We start from the raw sequence: 12,481 nt of genomic DNA on the forward strand, positions 1-12,481 counted from the left end.
GGACGGGCTGGTGTACCGGAGGATTGCGTACGCCCGGCTCCACCCCCTCCCTCCCCCCCCCCCCCTCCCTCCCCCCCCCCTCCCCCCCCCCCCCCCCCCCCCCCCCCCCCCCCCCCCCCCCCCCCCCCCCCCCCCCCCAACGTGCCGGTCACCTTTACGTTAGAGCTCGCCAAGCGCCGTTCTTGACTTGACGTACGAATAAGCGTACGATTTGTGCTCATCGGAGAGCACCCATGGCAAACCCCGTCACCGCAAGTGAAGCCCGCGCCAACCTGTACCGTCTGATTGACGAGACAAACGAGTCTCATCGGCCGGTGGTCATTGCGGGGAAGCGCAGTAGCGCCGTTCTGGTTTCGGCCGAGGATTGGGACGCAATCCAGGAGACGCTGTATCTGCTGTCTGTGCCTGGCATGCGTGAATCGATCAAGAAGGGCATGGCTGAGCCTCTCGAGAAGAGTGTCAGAGAAGTCAAGTGGTGAAGTGGCAGGTCGTCTTCGCCAGGCACGCCTTGAAGGACGCAAAGAAGCTGTCGGCGGTGGGTCTGAGGGAGAAGGCGCAGGAAATGCTGGACGTGCTGGCGCAGGATCCATTCCAGAATCCACCTCCCTACGAAAAGCTTGTTGGCGACTTGGAGGGTGCGTACTCTCGACGCATCAACATCCAGCACTGGCTGGTATACGAGGTTTTCAAGAAGGAACGCACGGTTCGTGTCCTTCGAATGTGGACTCACTATGAGTGACCAAACCTGGGCGGGTTACCGTGCCGGGGAAGCCGAGCGGCTATGCGCTACGCGATCGTGATCGAAAAGGCGAAGGGCAACTACTCCGCATACGTCCCGGATCTTCCGGGCTGCATCGCCACGGGCACAACCATCGCGGAAGTCGAATCGGAGATTCGCGAGGCCATCGTGTTCCATCTCGCGGGTTTCCGCGAAGACGGTCTCCCTGTCCCTCCTGGTGTGAGCACGGCAGCGCGCCGTAGCCCTTGCGGCGGAGTTCCCTGAAATCCGCTCGCCGTACCTGTTCAAGACGAGGCGCGTCTTTCCCAGGCGCTTCCCTTTCTCTGAGGTGTATGTACGGCGCCGCAACGAAATCGTTGCTCTCGCTGTCGCTCCGTTCCGGCGCAAGCCGGGCTACTGGAGATCGCGTAGGCATTAGGGATAACAGGCCGGTATCGTCTCCTGGGAGTGGCAGAAAGGGACAAAGAGTTCCTGGCCGCCGTTCAAGACCTCCTGGAGGTGAAGCGGCGCTCGCCGGAAATGGGCTTGTCACCGCACATCCCAGCGATCCAGAAATTCATCGAAGTAGAGCTCGACCGGCTCGAGCAACTCACCCCTTCCAGGAGCGAGCGTACAGGTAACGTCTCTGTAATCTCAGAGGTATTCCGTACAGTACTAAGAGGCACGTGGGCCCCACCTGGAGTATGCGCATGAGACCTGACTTCTCGGTCGACACAGGCACGTTTCTGCAAGGGGCCGCACAGTGCCGTTGGAAAGTGACCTGATGGCGGCTCCGGGGACGGCGGAGGATAATCGGCGCGTTCGAGAAGGAATTTCCATGGACGTTGACGAGGAAAAGATCGACCGCGCCGTGCTTGCGCTGCTGTACCTGACGCTCCATGACAAGTACCGTTCCTGGAAATCCTTCGATTGGGACGTGATGAACCGGCTCTATGAGAAGGGCTTCATCTGCGACCCGGTGAACAAGACCAAGTCAGTGGTTTTCACCGATGCAGGACTGGCCGAGTCGGAGCGGCTGTTCAAAGAACTCTTCGGCAAGAACGAAGCATGAGTCAACCCGTTTGCCCCGTGCGGCCCCTTGCCGCAACGAGCCAGTGGCCTTCGGCATTGGGGCACTCTTCTGCGGTGCGCTGGTGTTGGTCGCGCTAAGGTATGCGTTGGCAAGGCGCGGGAACGAGGGCTGACAGGCCGGTCGACTTCGGAAACGTTGCGGCAAGGTGGCCAGGCGGGAAGGCGGATTGCACTCACCGGCGCGGGGAGGCGCCATTTCCATGAAGCAGCAGATCGCACGGTTTTCTCCGCGCAATGCCGGTCATGTACCTGGTGATGGGGTATGTCTCCGTCGCAATCGCCTGTGCGGTGTACAACCTGCTCTTCAAGCACATCGGGGGCATAGAGTTCGAGGCGCAGGCGCTCGATGCCTGACGGGTCAGTGGACACTGCCGTCCCCTCGCCAGAGGAGACGGAACGAACTGCCGATCACGCTGGGCAGCCTTCCAGCCAGGACCCGAGCGCTCCAGCACATTCCTCTAGAGCTCACCTCGCGCCGCCCATGCTTTTCGCTGTCCTCTTCACCGACAAACCCGGCCACGGCGCGCTCCGTGCCGAGTACCTGCAGGCCCATATCGACTGGCTGGCGGAGCACCAGGACACTGTGCTCGTGGCCGGCTCCCTCCGCCCGGATCCGGGGGCCGTCCCCAAGGGCGGCTTGTGGGTGGTCGAATCCGCGTCGAAGGAGGCCGTGCTCGAACTCATGAAGTCGGATCCGTTCCACGCATGCGGCTTGCGCCAGGGTGTCGAGGTCCTCTACTGGAGCAAGGCGCTCGAGAGAAAGGTGTTGGTGTGAGGGACCGGCAATGACGAAGTACCTGATCTCCTTCCCCGCGTCGGCGATGGACGTCGCCGGCGGCGACATGGCTGCCGTCAGCGAAGCGTCGCATGCGGTGATCCGCGAGGCCAAGGATGCCGGCGTCTATGTGTTCGGCGGCGGCATCAACGCCGAGGTGGCGCCGGTGATGGTCGCGGCGGACGGCACCGTCACGAGCGGGACCTACCCGCAGACCCGGGAGTTCGACGGCGGCTTCTGTGTCCTGGAACTCCCGTCGCGCGAAGCCGCCGTCCGGTGGGCGGCGAAGATCGCCAAGGCCTGCCGCTGCTCGCAGGAACTCCGCGAGTTCGGGTACGACCCCGAGAGCTGACCGGAGCGAGCGCCACGAAGGCCGCGAGCCTGGTCGGCCGCTACAAGGAACCCATGCCCAAGCGCACCAAGCCGTACCTGATCCGCGCCTCCTTCCGCCCGGATGCGGAGATCGACTACGACGCTTACCCGTTCTCCATCCCGGCGGTCCGAGAACTCGGCAACTTCGATTTCCATCCCAACGTGACCTTCCTGGTCGGGGAAAACGGCGCGGGCAAGTCGACCGTCCTGGAGGCGCTGGCGCTTGCGCTCGGCTTCGGCAGCGAGGGCGGAACGAGGAACGTGCAGTTCAAGACCGCGGAGTCGGTCTCGCCCCTGCACGACGTCCTGCGGCTTGCGCGCGGCGTGCCGAAGCCGAGGGACGGCTACTTCCTGCGGGCCGAGAGTTTCTTCAACGTGGCGACGTACATGGACGAGACGGGCTACCTGGAGGGCTACGGCGGCCGCTCGCTGCACCGCCAGTCGCACGGCGAGTCCTTCATGGCAGTGCTCCTGAACAAGCTGCGCGGCGATGGAATCTACCTGCTGGACGAACCGGAAGCCGCCCTTTCCCCGAACCGCCAGCTCGCGGCCTTGAGCGCCATCCACCAGCTGGTGGAAGATTCGTCGCAGTTCATCATCGCCACGCACTCTCCGATCCTGCTTTCCTATCCGCACGCCAGGATCATCCAGTTCGACCGGTCGGGGGCCACCGAGACCACGTACGACGAGACCGAGCACTTTGCAGTCACCCGGGACTTCCTGAACAATTACCCCCGGCGGCTGGAGCAGCTTCTCGGGGGAGACGCCGAGGCCCCGGATCCCTGACCGCTTCGACACGCACATGCAGCCTCTCGAACAGCTCACCCGCCGTTCCTTCTCGGCCCGGACGCTCCAGGCCCTGCTGGCGGCCAGCCTGCTGCAGCACTCCGCGCGGGCCGGCGCATTGCGCGGGAGCTTGAAATCGGGTGCGCGCCCCTGGCTGCGCCGGCTGGAGGACGCATCGGCGTCGCTGGCCTCGGGAAAGACCGGGGGCCTGGCCTGGCAGCGCGAGGTGGAGGAGTCCCTGGGCGCTCTCGACCTGGCGGACCTGCTGCGTTCGCTCGATTTCGAAGCGCTGGCGGCCGGCGCCCGCTTCCCCGCGGAAGGCGAGGGAATGGAGAGGCTCTACCTCCTCGACGATGCCGGCAAGCTGCAGCCCTTGACGTTCCGGCCCTTCCTTTTCACGCTGGCGCGGGGCACGGCCGTCGTGCCGCACGGGCATCACAACCTGGCCACGATGCACATGGTGCTCGCCGGCCAGGCGCGCGTGCGGCACTTCGACAAGCTCGAGGCGACCGCGACGCACATGCTGATCCGGCCGCTCGACGACGTGCAGGCCGGCCCGGGAGCGGTGTCGACCGTTTCCGACGAACACCAGAACGTCCACTGGTTCAACGCGCTGTCCGACCGCGTGTTCATGTTCAACATCGGCGTGTACCAGCTGCGCCCCGGGTCCTCCGGTGAGCGCGACTACGTCGATCCGCTCGGGGGCGAACCGGCGGGCGGCGGGACCATCCGTGCGCCGCGGCTTGCGCGATCGGAGGCTTATGCAAAATACGGCCACGCCTGAAGCGGGCGCGGAGACAGCATGACCGTCAAGCGCATGGACAACGTCGGCATCGTGGTGGAAGACCTCGATGCGGCCGTCGCGTTCTTCACCGAACTGGGCCTGCAGCTGGAGGGGCGCGCGCCCATCGAAGGCGACTGGGCCGATGGCGTCACCGGATTGCGCCACATGCGCGTCGAGATCGCCATGATGCGGACGCCGGACGGTCACAGCCGGCTCGAGCTCTCGCGCTTCCTCGCGCCGCCGGTGGCCTCCGATCATCGCAAGGCCCCGGTGAACGCCCTCGGCTACCTGCGTGTCATGTTCGCCGTGGAGGACATCGACGCCACGCTCGCCCGCCTCGGCCGGCTCGGCGCGGAGGTCGTCGGCGAGGTGGTCCGGTACGGCGACGCGTATCGCCTCTGCTACATCCGCGGGCCGGAAGGCATCCTCATCGGGCTGGCGCAGGAGCTCGGGAGTTGAGCACCTCGCGACCGCGCATGGTCCTCGTGCGAAAGGAATCCGCATCGGACGCAGCGGCGATCGACGCCGTGACCGTCGCGGCTTTCCGTGAGGCCGCTCACACGAGCCACACAGAGCACTTCATCGTCCGCGCGCTCCGCAGCGCCGGGCGCCTTGCCGTTTCGCTCGTCGCCGAGGACGGAGGGGAGGTCATCGGGCATGTCGCCGTCTCGCCCGTGACGATCTCCGACGGGACGCGCGGCTGGTACGGACTCGGTCCCGTCTCCGTGGCTCCCGAAGGACAAGGAAGGGGCATCGGAACTCTCCTCGTGAGGCATGCACTGGCGGAGCTGGATGCCCTGGGCGCTTCCGGATGCGTGGTGCTCGGAGAGCCAGCCTACTACGCCCGCTTCGGCTTCGCCGCCGAGCCGGCGCTCGTCCTGCCGGGGGTTCCTGCGGAGTACTTCCAGGCCCTGTCCCTCGGAGGCGCCGTGCCACACGGCGAGGTCAGCTACCATGAAGCGTTCGACGCGACGGCCTGACAGGCTGGCTTGTCCGTGAGGCGTCCCACATGACCGGCGGATGGGCAAGGCCTGCGGGCTGCTGGGCGGCGTAGTCCGCCGATCGAGGTGCATGCAAATCCCCCGGAAGTTCCTCCTCCCGCTCTGCGCCGCCCTGACGCTCTCGGCCTACGGGCTGCTCTTCTTCACCGACTGGGCCAGCGCCTGGCACGGCGGCGGGCCTCTGCGATCCGTGGCGCTCGATGCGGCGGTCGTGCTCGCCGCGTTCTCGTGCTGGGAGGTGTTCCGCAGCGAGCGGCTCACGCCCGTGCGCGCAGTCGCTGCCGCCGTCGGCGTTCCGCTGGCGCTGGTGGCCTTGCAGTTGCTCTGGCTCGGCCTGCGCCGGCACTTCGGCTGATCAGGCGCCGCCGAAGGGGCCGTACAACTGCCTCGGGTTGTCCACGAGGATGCGGCGCCGCGTCGCCTCGTCGGGCACCCACTCGGCCAACAGGTCGAACAGGTCGCCGTCGTTCGGCATGCCGCGCCCGTTCATGTTGACGTGCGGCCAGTCCGTGCCCCACACCAGCCGCTCGGGCGCATGCGCCGCCAGCGCGCGGGCGATGGGTGTGACGGGCGCATAGGGATAGTCGCCGGGCGTGCAGCGCATGGGCCCCGAGAGCTTGACCCAGAACCGGCCGGTGTCGAGCAGGCGCAGCAGGCAGTGGAACGCCGGTTGATCCGTGCCGCCCGCGGCCGGGATGGCCGCGAAATGATCCAGCACCACGTCGTTGGGCAGCGCCTGCAGGGCCTCGGCGTTCTGCAGCAGGTCGTCGCCGGCCGGATAGAACTGCACGTGCCAGCCCAGCTCGTGCACGAGTCCCGCGATGCGCGCATCCAGCCGGGGCAGGGCGCCGCGGTGGCCGGGGCTCACGAACCGCGCGCCGCGCACGCCTAGCGCGTCCAGCCGCCGCAGGTCCGCGCGCGTCACGTCCGGGGGCAGCAGGGCCACGCCCTTGAAGCGCCCGGGGACCGCCTGCAGCATCTCCTCGAGGTGGGCGGTGTTCATGCCGTAGCCGCCCCCGCTCACGATCACGGCACCGGCCAGTCCCAGCGTTTCCTGCAGGGCGATGTGCATCGCGGGCAGGGCGTCCTGCGCGCTGTACTTGCTGTCCGGGTGGAAGGGCCAGCGCCGCGCCGGCCCGAAGAGGTGGATGTGGCAGTCGATCGCACCGGGCGGGCAGGGCGTGCGCGGCTTGCGCGGGTGCGGGTCGGGCGGCTGCGTGAGCGGGGGCGTGCTCGTCATCGTCCGCGGCCTCAGTCGATGTGGATGGCCGCGGCCTTCACCACCTCGGCCCACTGCTTCAGTTCCGCGCGGATCTGCTGGCGGAAGCCGGCCGGGTCGCTCGCGACGATGTCCACGCCGTTGGCGGACAGTTGCTGCTCGTACGCGGGCAGGTGCGAGAAGCGCACGATCGCCTGGTGCAGCGCGTCCACGCGTTCGCCGGGCGTGCCCGCGGGCGCGAGGATCCCCATCCACAGGATGCCCTGGTAGCCCGGCGCGCCCGACTCCGCGATGGTGGGCACGTCCGGCATCAGCTTCGACCGCTGCAGGCCCGCGATGGCCAGCGGCTTGAGCCGGCCCGACTTGATGTGCTGCGCGGACGTGGCGATCGTGTCCAGCTTCACGGCGACCTGCCCGCCCAGCAGGTCGTTCAGCGCGGGTGCGGCGCCCTTGTACGGCACGTGCGTCACGCGCAGGCCCAGGCGCTGCAGCAGCAACTCCATCGTCACGTGCGGCAGGGTGCCGTTGCCCGCCGACGCGTAGGTCAGCTCGCCGGGGTGCGTGCGCGCGTAGCGCACGAAGCCGGCCATGTCGCTGAAAGGCTGGCCGGCGCTCGCGACCAGCAGCTCGGGGATCTGCCCCACCACCGACACGGGCGCGAAGTCCTTGTCGGCGTCGAACGGCAGCTTGGCCATCAGCGCGGGGTTGATCGTGTGGTTCGGCGTCGTGAAGAGCAGCGTGTTGCCGTCGGCTGGCGCGCTGGCCACCTTCTGCGTGGCGATGGATCCGCCGGCGCCGGGCACGTTCTCGACGACCACGGGCGTGCCGAGCTGCTTGCCCAGTTGCGTCGCGACCGCGCGCGCCACCACGTCCACCGTGCCGCCGGGAGAAAACGGCACCACCAGCCGGATCGGCTTGTCGGGCCACGCGGCGGCGGCGGGCAGGGCGGCGGCCAGGATGCCGCAGGCCAGGAGCAGGGAGCGAAGGGATGGCAGCATGGAGGTTCCTCGGGTGGCGGCGAGTACAGCATGGCGGCGCGAGCGCCGGCAAATGAATTGTTCGCGCGGGGGATGAACCTCTTTCATACTCGCGGGCTGGCAGCACATCCAGTGGAGCGCGCTTCGTGCAGATCGATTTCCTCGGCATCCAGGCCTTCCTCGCCGTCGCGGAGAGCGGCAGCTTCGCCATGGCGGCGGCGCGCCTGCACCTGTCGCAGACGGCCATCAGCCACCGCATGCGCAAGCTGGAGGAGAGCCTGGGCGTGGAACTGCTCGTGCGCACGTCGCGCGGCGTCACGCTCAGCGAGGCCGGCAACGCGCTGCTGCCGCGCGCCCGCGCCGCCGTGCAGCAGCTGGAGCTGTCCTTCGACGACGTGCGGCGGCATGGCCGCGAGGTGACGCGCTGGGTGGCCTTCGGCTGCCTGCCCACGGTGTCGGTACGCATCCTCGCGCCTCTGCTGCGGCGCGCGGCCGAGCGCCTGCCGCACGTGCAGGTGCGGCTGTTCGACAGCCCACCGGCGGAGATCGCGGAACTGGTGCAGGCGGGCACCGCCGCCTTCGGCATCACCATCGCGCAGGGCGTGCCGGACCAGTTGGCGGTGCAGGCACTCGCCCGCGAGCCCTTCGTGCTGGCGTGTCCGGCCGGCCATCCTTTCGCGGGGCGCAGCAGCATCGCCTGGCCGGAGCTCGTGGGCGAGCCGCTGGTGCGCATCAGCCTGCCCGCGGGCAACAGCATGACCATCGAGGACGCGCTGGGGCCGCTGCGCGAGCAGCTGCACTGGCGCTACGAGGCGCAGCGCACGGCGATGGCGGTGGAGATGGTGCGCGGGGGCCTCGGCCTCACGATCGTCCCGCGCCTGTCGGTGCGCGCCGGCGAGGGCGTGGCCGTCGTGCCCGTGGCCGATCCGGAGATCAGCCGCGTGCTGGGCGTGGTCACGCGCCCCGGCGTCGCGCTGCGCCCGGAAGAGGGCTTCCTGGCCGAGACGGCCATGGCGCTCGTGCGCGAGCACATCGCGGCCGCGCCATGAACGGCGTGCATCCGCCCGCCAAACAATTCATTTGTGCCCGGGGGAGGGCGCTCCGTAGACTGCCCGCATCGTTTTCGGAGACCCCATGCACCATCCCGATTCACCTGATGCGGCGCGCCGCCGCGTCGTGCTCGGCGCCCTGGCCGGCGCGGCCAGCATCGCCGCCGCCGGCGCCGTGCGCGCCGAGGAGAAGTACCCCTCGCAGCCGATCCGCGTCGTCGTGCCCTTCGGCCCCGGCGGCCTGGCGGACATCTCCACGCGCCTGACCTCGCAGAAGCTCTCGGAGAAGCTGGGGCAGCAGGTCATCATCGAGAACCGGCCCGGCGCCGGCGGCATCGTGGCGGCGCAGTCGGTGCTCGGCGCCGCGCACGACGGCTACACGCTGATCCTGCTGAGCAACGGCACGACGATCGCCACCACGCTGCTGAAGCTGCCCTACGACCCGCAGACGGACTTCCTGCCGGTTTCTTCGCTGGCCGGCTTCGACCTGAACCTGCTGGTGGCCAAGGAGAGCCCGTTCACCGACCTGAAGGCGCTGCTGGCCGCAGGGCGCAAGCGCCAGCTGACCATCGGCACCATCAATCCGGGCAGCACGCAGCACCTCTCCGGCGAGCTGTTCAAGTCGGTCGCCAAGGTCGACGCCACCCTGGTGCCCTTCAAGACCTCGGGCGAGGTGCAGACCGCGCTGCGCCGCGGCGACGTCGACGTGGGCTTCGAGTCCTATGCCGCCCTGCGCGGCGGCATCGATGCCGGCGTGCTGCGCGCCATCGCGACGACGGGACCGAAGCGCACGCCCTGGCTGCCGCAGGTGCCAACGGTGAAGGAAGCCGGCCTGGACGGCTACGAGGTCACCGGCTGGAACGCGCTCTATGCCTCCAAGGGCACGCCGGAGCCGGTGCTGGAGACGCTCAACGCCGCGATGCGCGACGTGATGGCGCTCCCCGACCTGCGCCAGCGCCTGCTCGGACTGGGCGTGGAGCCGCGGGCGAGCACCCGCGCCGAGATGGCCGCCGTGTTCGAGCGCGAACGGCGCAAGTGGGCGCAGGTGATCCAGCAGGCGAACATCAAGATCTGAGCATGCTCCCCATTCGCAACACGGCGCGTCCGGATGCGCCGCTGGTGGACGCGCACGTGCACGTCTTCCGCAAAGGCATGCCGCTGCTGCCGAACCCGCGGCACAGCCCCGGCTACGAATTCACCGCGGAGCAGCTGGAAGCCACGCTCGACGAGCACGGCGTGAAGTGCTGCGTGATCGCCGCGGCGAGCCCCTGGGGCGACTGCAACGACTACGTCGCGCAGTCGCTGCGCACGCGCCCGCTGTGGCGCGGCACGGCCATCCTCGATCCCTCCACCAGCCGGCACGAGCTGGAACAACTGGCGCGGCAGGGCTTCGTCGGGGTGCGGCTGCCCTTCATCAGCATGCAGGAGCTGCCCGACCTCACCAGCTTCGACTACCGCAAGTTCCTGTACCGCCTGGCCGACCTCGACTGGCACGTGCACCTGCACCTGGACGGCCCGCGCATCCCGCAGGTGCTCCCGCACCTGGAGCGCTCGGGCGTGAAGATCGTGATCGACCACATCGGCCGGCCCGACCCCGTCCTGCGCGAGAAGTGCGCCGGCTTCGAGGCGGTGACGCGCTCGGTGGAGAAGGGGCGTACCTGGGTCAAGCTGTCGGCGGGCTACCGGCTGGGCGACCACGCGGCCGAACTGGCCCGCGAGCTGTGCCGGCGCGTGGGCTACGAGCGCATGCTGTGGGCGAGCGACTGCCCCTTCGTGGGCGTGGAGTCCACCACCTACGCCAGCACCATCGCATGGCTGGACGAAGCCGTGCCCGATCCGGCGATGCGCCGCGTGCTGGGACTCAACGCGATCGATCTCTATTTCCGCAACCCGCGCAGCCTCGCATGATCATCACCGACGCCCAGGTCCACGTGTGGGAGGCGCACCGGCCGGACCGGCCCTGGCCCGAGGAGAACCGCGCCAGCCCGTCCTTCGTGGCGGTGCCCGGCGCGCGGCCGCATCGCGCCGAGCCGATCGGTGCCGACGAAATGGTGGCGATGATGGATGCCGCGGGCGTGCACCGCGCGGTCATCGTGCCGCCGTCGCCGGTGGGCGACTGCAACGAGACGGCGCTGGAGGCGGCGGCGCGCTACCCCGAACGCTTCGCCGTGATGGGCCGCTTCGACCCGCGCGCGCCCGATGCGCGCACGGCGCTGCAGTCCTGGCGCGCGCAGCCGCACATGGCCGGCATCCGCATGACCTTCCACAAGCCGCAGTGGAGCGGCTGGCTGGACGACGGCTCCATCGACTGGTTCTGGGACGATTGCGAGCGCCTGGGCATCCCGCTGATGCTGCTGATCCCCGGCCGGATGGATGCGGTGGAGCGCATCGCGCGCAGCCACCCGAAGCTCCAATTGATCATCGACCACCTGGGGCGCCGCAGCGACCTGCGCGACGACGCCTGCTTCGCGGATCTCGACGCGATGCTGCGCCTCGGCGCGCTGGACAACGTGTCGGTCAAGGCATCGGCCGCGCCCTGCTACAGCACGCAGGACTATCCCTTCGCCAACCTGAAGCCGCACCTGAAGCGCGTGTACGAGCACTTCGGGCCGAAGCGGATGTTCTGGGGCTCGGACGTGTCGCGCCTGCCGTGTTCGTATCGCGAGGCCGTCGACCATTTCCTGCGCGAGCTGGACTTCATCCCGGGGGACGAACTGCCGTGGGTGATGGGGCGGGCGCTGTCGCAGTTGCTGGGGTGGAAGGAGCCGGCGGCGGCCTGAGGCTCTGGTAAGGTGTGCGCCACCCCGCGCCCTCCCAGGAGCCGCCGCCATGGAAGCCTCCCCTTCCGCCGTCCAGGCCATCCACCCGGACACCGAAGTCCTCACCCGCCAGCGCCTGCCGTACTTCATCGGCATCTCCGGCCAGACCGTCGGCGCCTCCGGGCTGTCGATGCACCTGGTCGTGATCCCGCCCGGCGCGCAGGCCGAGCCGCACGTGCACGTGGGCTACGAGACCGGCATCTACGTGCTGGAAGGCACGGTCCGCACGCGCTGGGGGCAGCGCCTGGAGAACGAAGTCGTGAGCCGCGCCGGCGAATTCCTGTTCGTGCCGCCCGGCGTGCCGCACGACGCGACCAACCTCAGCGCCACCGAGCCGGCGCGGGCGGTGGTTGCCAGGAGCCATCCGGCGGAACAAGATCGCGTCGAGCCCTACCGCGTTCCCGGCGGCGGGGCTTGACCCGCGCGGCGGTCCCTCGCCGCGCCACCAGGAGACCGCCATGGCTTCCGCGCTTCCCCTCTCGCCCAGCCAACGGGTCGTCCAGGTCTGCCTGTTCATCGTCTCGGTGATCGCCGTGCTGGGCGGATCGCTGCAGATGGTGCTCGGGCAGCCGGACACCTCGCCGCGCCTCGACAACGTGCACCGCTTCATGGCGGGGGTGTACCTGGCCACGGGCTTCATCGCCGCCTGGGCCGCCGTCACGATCCGCGAGCAGGGCGTGCTGGTGTACCTGCTCGCGCTCGGCGTCTTCCTGGCCGGCACGGGGCGGCTCGTCTCCATCAGCCAGGTCGGCCTGCCGGAGCCGGCGGCGCTCTGGCTCGCCTACCTGATCCCCGAACTGTTGCTGCCGGTCATCATGGCCGTGGCGCATGGCTTCAGCGCCCGTCGAATGCAGGGCTGAGCGCCGGGATCCGGCGTTAGGATGAGCAG

20 protein-coding genes are annotated in these 12,481 nt (G+C 69.0%); 18 read left to right on the forward strand and 2 right to left on the reverse strand.

What is annotated here, in order from left to right; all coding sequences use genetic code 11:
• The first annotated feature begins 233 nt into the window (after positions 1–233).
• The 12 genes from ACY0MJ_RS14030 (at position 234) to ACY0MJ_RS14085 (ending at position 5,883) form a co-directional block, all read left to right on the forward strand.
• Positions 234–479 (forward strand): type II toxin-antitoxin system Phd/YefM family antitoxin, encoded by a 246-nt coding sequence (locus tag ACY0MJ_RS14030; RefSeq protein ID WP_462639096.1) that lies wholly within the window; start codon positions 234–236, stop codon positions 477–479.
• On the forward strand, positions 476–739 hold the full coding sequence (locus tag ACY0MJ_RS14035; RefSeq protein ID WP_462639097.1) for a Txe/YoeB family addiction module toxin: 264 nt from the start codon (positions 476–478) through the stop codon (positions 737–739). Before ACY0MJ_RS14030 ends, ACY0MJ_RS14035 begins: the two co-directional genes overlap by 4 nt.
• Positions 740–781: 42 nt before the next feature.
• On the forward strand, positions 782–1,003 hold the full coding sequence (locus ACY0MJ_RS14040; protein ID WP_462639098.1) for a type II toxin-antitoxin system HicB family antitoxin: 222 nt from the start codon (positions 782–784) through the stop codon (positions 1,001–1,003).
• Between the two features lie 183 nt (positions 1,004–1,186).
• Positions 1,187–1,432, forward strand: a complete 246-nt coding sequence (locus tag ACY0MJ_RS14045) for a DNA polymerase beta superfamily protein (RefSeq protein WP_462639099.1) — start codon at positions 1,187–1,189, stop codon at positions 1,430–1,432.
• 124 nt (positions 1,433–1,556) lie between these two features.
• The gene (locus ACY0MJ_RS14050) at positions 1,557–1,790 is read left to right on the forward strand and encodes a DUF6429 family protein (RefSeq protein ID WP_462639100.1); all 234 of its coding nucleotides are present in this window, start codon (positions 1,557–1,559) and stop codon (positions 1,788–1,790) included.
• Positions 1,791–2,291: 501 nt separating this feature from the next.
• On the forward strand, positions 2,292–2,585 hold the full coding sequence (locus tag ACY0MJ_RS14055; protein WP_462639101.1) for a YciI family protein: 294 nt from the start codon (positions 2,292–2,294) through the stop codon (positions 2,583–2,585).
• 10 nt (positions 2,586–2,595) lie between these two features.
• Positions 2,596–2,937 carry a YciI family protein gene (locus ACY0MJ_RS14060; RefSeq protein WP_462639102.1) on the forward strand — a complete coding sequence of 114 codons (342 nt, stop codon included), beginning with the start codon at positions 2,596–2,598 and terminating at the stop codon, positions 2,935–2,937.
• A gap of 53 nt (positions 2,938–2,990) precedes the next feature.
• Positions 2,991–3,743: an AAA family ATPase gene (locus ACY0MJ_RS14065; RefSeq protein ID WP_462639103.1), complete on the forward strand. Its 753-nt coding sequence runs from the start codon at positions 2,991–2,993 to the stop codon at positions 3,741–3,743.
• A 16-nt stretch (positions 3,744–3,759) separates the two neighbouring features.
• Positions 3,760–4,527, forward strand: coding sequence for a hypothetical protein (locus tag ACY0MJ_RS14070; protein WP_462639104.1), 768 nt, complete (start codon positions 3,760–3,762; stop codon positions 4,525–4,527).
• Positions 4,528–4,545: 18 nt separating this feature from the next.
• Positions 4,546–4,986 (forward strand): VOC family protein, encoded by a 441-nt coding sequence (locus tag ACY0MJ_RS14075; protein WP_462639105.1) that lies wholly within the window; start codon positions 4,546–4,548, stop codon positions 4,984–4,986.
• A gap of 17 nt (positions 4,987–5,003) precedes the next feature.
• Entirely contained in the window at positions 5,004–5,507 is a 504-nt protein-coding gene (locus tag ACY0MJ_RS14080; protein WP_462639311.1) for a GNAT family N-acetyltransferase, read from the forward strand.
• A 91-nt stretch (positions 5,508–5,598) separates the two neighbouring features.
• Complete coding sequence (locus tag ACY0MJ_RS14085; protein WP_462639106.1) at positions 5,599–5,883, forward strand: hypothetical protein; 285 nt, start codon at positions 5,599–5,601, stop codon at positions 5,881–5,883.
• On the opposite strand, the gene ACY0MJ_RS14090 is transcribed toward ACY0MJ_RS14085, so the two are convergent.
• Together ACY0MJ_RS14090 and ACY0MJ_RS14095 are read right to left on the reverse strand one after the other, a co-directional pair.
• A complete protein-coding gene (locus ACY0MJ_RS14090; protein WP_462639107.1) occupies positions 5,884–6,768 on the reverse strand; it encodes an amidohydrolase family protein in 885 nt (294 codons plus the stop codon). It abuts the gene before it with no gap.
• An 11-nt stretch (positions 6,769–6,779) separates the two neighbouring features.
• Positions 6,780–7,745 (reverse strand): tripartite tricarboxylate transporter substrate binding protein, encoded by a 966-nt coding sequence (locus ACY0MJ_RS14095; protein WP_462639108.1) that lies wholly within the window; start codon positions 7,743–7,745, stop codon positions 6,780–6,782.
• A gap of 125 nt (positions 7,746–7,870) precedes the next feature.
• On the opposite strand from ACY0MJ_RS14095, the gene ACY0MJ_RS14100 reads away from it, so the two are divergent.
• The 6 genes from ACY0MJ_RS14100 (at position 7,871) to ACY0MJ_RS14125 (ending at position 12,452) form a co-directional block, all read left to right on the forward strand.
• Entirely contained in the window at positions 7,871–8,773 is a 903-nt protein-coding gene (locus ACY0MJ_RS14100; RefSeq protein WP_462639109.1) for a LysR family transcriptional regulator, read from the forward strand.
• An 85-nt stretch (positions 8,774–8,858) separates the two neighbouring features.
• Positions 8,859–9,848 (forward strand): Bug family tripartite tricarboxylate transporter substrate binding protein, encoded by a 990-nt coding sequence (locus ACY0MJ_RS14105; protein ID WP_462639110.1) that lies wholly within the window; start codon positions 8,859–8,861, stop codon positions 9,846–9,848.
• Positions 9,849–9,850: 2 nt separating this feature from the next.
• On the forward strand, positions 9,851–10,681 hold the full coding sequence (locus ACY0MJ_RS14110) for an amidohydrolase family protein (RefSeq protein ID WP_462639111.1): 831 nt from the start codon (positions 9,851–9,853) through the stop codon (positions 10,679–10,681).
• Positions 10,678–11,553, forward strand: coding sequence for an amidohydrolase family protein (locus ACY0MJ_RS14115; RefSeq protein ID WP_462639112.1), 876 nt, complete (start codon positions 10,678–10,680; stop codon positions 11,551–11,553). Before ACY0MJ_RS14110 ends, ACY0MJ_RS14115 begins: the two co-directional genes overlap by 4 nt.
• Before the next feature lie 49 nt (positions 11,554–11,602).
• Entirely contained in the window at positions 11,603–12,010 is a 408-nt protein-coding gene (locus tag ACY0MJ_RS14120) for a cupin domain-containing protein (RefSeq protein ID WP_462639113.1), read from the forward strand.
• 40 nt (positions 12,011–12,050) lie between these two features.
• On the forward strand, positions 12,051–12,452 hold the full coding sequence (locus ACY0MJ_RS14125) for a DUF4345 family protein (protein ID WP_462639114.1): 402 nt from the start codon (positions 12,051–12,053) through the stop codon (positions 12,450–12,452).
• Positions 12,453–12,481 lie beyond the last annotated feature (29 nt).

The organism is Ramlibacter sp. bp-362 (assembly GCF_054956735.1).